Annotated in this window: 2 protein-coding genes; one reads left to right on the forward strand and one right to left on the reverse strand. The window is 71.5% G+C overall.

The genetic code is table 11. From position 1 onward, the window contains the following. Positions 1-1,198 (reverse strand): serine/threonine-protein kinase (locus tag VF697_RS22820; protein WP_331098352.1); only part of this gene is annotated, 1,198 nt, incomplete at its 3' end. Between the two features lie 221 nt (positions 1,199-1,419). Here VF697_RS22820 and VF697_RS22825 point away from each other — a divergent pair. After that, the coding region (locus VF697_RS22825; protein ID WP_331098354.1) for a PAS domain S-box protein at positions 1,420-3,281 on the forward strand (1,862 nt) is incomplete at its 3' end.

A 3,281-nucleotide genomic window follows, 5' to 3' on the forward strand; every position in this document is an offset into this window, starting at 1 on the left:
CGCGGGCCCGGGCCCGCTCATGGAGCTCCCGCGCCGTCTCCAGCAGCGCGCGCGGCTCCAGGCGCGGGGCCTCCTCCAGGGGCCGCACGCCCAGCAGCGCCATGCCCGTCTGCACCGCGAGCACGAAGCCCGCGCCGCGCAGGTCCTGCTCCAGCCCGTCGAGCACCTCGGCGACGGCGGCGTACGCGGCGTCATCCTCGGCGCCCTCCTCGAGCACCACCTCCGTGTGCAGGGCGAAGGCACGCATGCCGCGGCCGGCCGCCCCGCGCTCGGTGGACGAGGGCGCCACCGCCTCCTGCAGCGCGGCGCGGAAGGCGGCCACGTCCGGGTAGCGCCGCTCCGCTTCCTTCTCCAGGCAGCGCAGCACCACCGCGTCCACCGCCGGCGGCACGGACGCCTTGGCGCTCGGCCGGGGCGGTGGCGCCTCCAGGTGCATCCGCTCCACCTCCAGCCGGTCCTCGGACTGGTAGGGGTAGTGGCCCACCAACATCTGATAGAGCAGCACGCCCAGCGCGTAGATGTCCGTGGCCGGGCCGATGGCGCCGCCGCGGAACTGCTCGGGCGCCATGGCCTGCGAGGTGCCCAGCCGCTGGCCCGCCATCGTCAGCCCCTCCTGCCCCGGCTCGGGGTGGATGAGCTTGGCGATGCCGAAGTCCAGCAGCTTCACCACGGGCGGCTCCCCCTCGGACACCACCGCCACGTTGCTCGCCTTCAAGTCCCGGTGCACCACGCCCGCGCGGTGGGCCGCCTCCAGCGCCGCGCACACCGGCTCCAGGTAGGCCAGCGCCCGCTCCGGTGTCAGCCGCCCCCGCTCCTGCAGCATCTGGCTGAGCGTGCGCCCCGGCAGCAGCTCCATCACATAATAGGGGCTGCCGTCCGGCAGCATGCCGAAGTCATAGACGTCCACGATGTTGGGGTGGCGGATCTGATTGACGACCCGCGCCTCGCGCACGAAGCGCTGCAACATCTCTCCCTGATCCGTCAGGTGCGGGTGCAGCACCTTCACCGCGGCCCGCCTGCCGAGGATGCGGTGTTCAGCGTCGTACACCGCGCCGTGGCCTCCCGAGGCCAGCACGGCCTTGAGCATGTATTCGCCAGCGAGCGCGCCCGGAGCGAGCTGCACCCGGGCCTGAGAGGCTCGGGCCGGCGTCCGCTCGTGGCGCGGGAGGATGTGGAAGGTGCTGTCCGTGTCCGCCATTGCTTAAAGATTAGCACTGGGAGCGGAGTCGCCCAGGGCAGGGGGGGCCCCCCTCTGTCGAGCGGAGGGCAACTTCGGCTACCTTCGAGTGCCCCGGTGTCCAATGGCGGATGAATGGGGGGGGGTGACCGCCAGCACGAGGCCGGGGGGCGTGCCGTCAAATCCAAGTCTGCTGGATACTGCCGGTGCCGCAAAACTCCCGCCCTCAGGAAGAGCATGCCATGAAGATGATGGACGACCTCACGATGTGTGGAGGGCCCGCGCAGCCACTCCCGTCTTCGGAGAGCGCGTGCCTCATCCTCACCAGCACCACGACGCCAGCGGCGATCGGCAAGGTCTTTCGTATCGAGGGGCCGGAGCATGTGCTGGGACGAGGCGCGGACGCGGGATTCCAGATCAACGACCACGGTGTGTCGCGCCGGCATGCCCGCATCTCGCGCACGGCCGAGGGCGGCTTCCACATCGCGGACCTGGGCTCGACCAATGGCACCTACGTCAATGGGGTGCGCATCGCCTCGTCGGAGCTGCACGAGGGAGACCGGGTGCAGATTGGCACCGTGACGGTGCTGCGCTTCTCCATGCGCGAGCTGGTGGAGCAGGGCGAGGAGCAGCTGCGGCAGGCCCTGAGCGCGGCGCGCGTGGGCATCTGGGATTGGAACGCCGTCACCGGCGCGGTGACGTGGTCCGAGCAGGTGGACCGGCTGCTGGGCCTGCCGGTGGGCGCGCTCTCCGGACGCCCCACGGAGCCCTCCGAGGTGGTGCACGCGGGGGACCTGCCGCGCGTGCGCGAGGCCCTGTCCACGGCGCTCGCCCAGCGGACCCACCTGGACGTGGAGTACCGGATTGAAGTGGCGGGCGCGCGCGGCCGCTGGCTGTCCTGCAAGGGCGACGTGCTGTGCGACGAGCGCGGCATCCCCGTGCGAATCACCGGCACGGTGATGGACATCACCGAGCGCAAGGTGGCCGAGCAGGAGCTGCGCCGTCAGGCCCTCATCTTCGAGAGCCTGTGCGAGGGCGTGGTGGTGACGGACCGCAACGGGCGGATCATCGACTGGAACGCGAGCGCGGAGAAGATGTTCGGCCGGGGCAAGTCGGAGGCGCTCGGGCAGACGCTCTTCGCGCTGCTGCACCCGGGCGAGGAGGACACGCGCACCGCCGAGGTGCTCGCGGCGCTGGAGCGCGACGGCCGGTGGACGGGCGAGATGGACTTCAAGCGCACCGACGGCGTGCTGTGCTACTGCGAGTCCGTGGTGGCGCCGCTGCGGGACGCCGAGGGCCGGACCATCGCCCACATGATGGTCCACCGCGACACCACCGAGCGCCGCCTGTTGCAGTCCAAGCTGCAGATGGCGGACCGGCTGGCCTCGGTGGGCACGCTGGGCGCGGGCGTGGCCCATGAAATCAACAACCCGCTGGCCTACATGCTCGTCAACCTGCACCTCGTCTCCGAGGGGCTGGAGCGGCTGAAGGGCTCGGCGGCGGGGAAGGACGTGGAGCCGCTGCACCAGGTGGTGCGCGAGACGATGGAGGGCGCCGAGCGCATCGCCTCCATCGTGCGCGACTTGAAGACGTTCGCCCGCGGCCAGCAGGAGGACCGGCTGGGGCCGGTGGAGGTGAGCCGGGCGGTGGAGCTGGCGTGCAAGATGGCGGACAACGTCATCAAGCACCGCGCGCGGCTGGTGACGCAGTTCGAGTCGGTGCCCTCGGTGCAGGGCACCGAGTCGCGGCTGTGCCAGGTGTTCCTCAACCTGCTGCTCAACGCGGCGCACGCCATCCCCGAGGGCGACGCGAAGGACCATGAGATTCGCGTCGTCATCCGCGAGGGTGGCACGGGCGAGGTGGTGGTGGAGGTGCGCGACACGGGCGTGGGCATGTCGCAGGAGGTGCAGGCGCGCATCTTCGACCCCTTCTTCACCACCAAGCCGGTGGGCGAGGGCACGGGGCTGGGGCTGTCCATCTGCCACGGCATCATCGACTCCATGGGCGGGCGCATCGGCGTGGAGAGCACGCCCGGCCGGGGCAGCACCTTCCGCGTGTTCCTCGGCGTGGCCGGCACTCCGGCGGAGACGCGCCCGGAGCCGGC

Source organism: Archangium sp. (assembly GCF_036388035.1).
GTDB lineage: Bacteria > Myxococcota > Myxococcia > Myxococcales > Myxococcaceae > Archangium.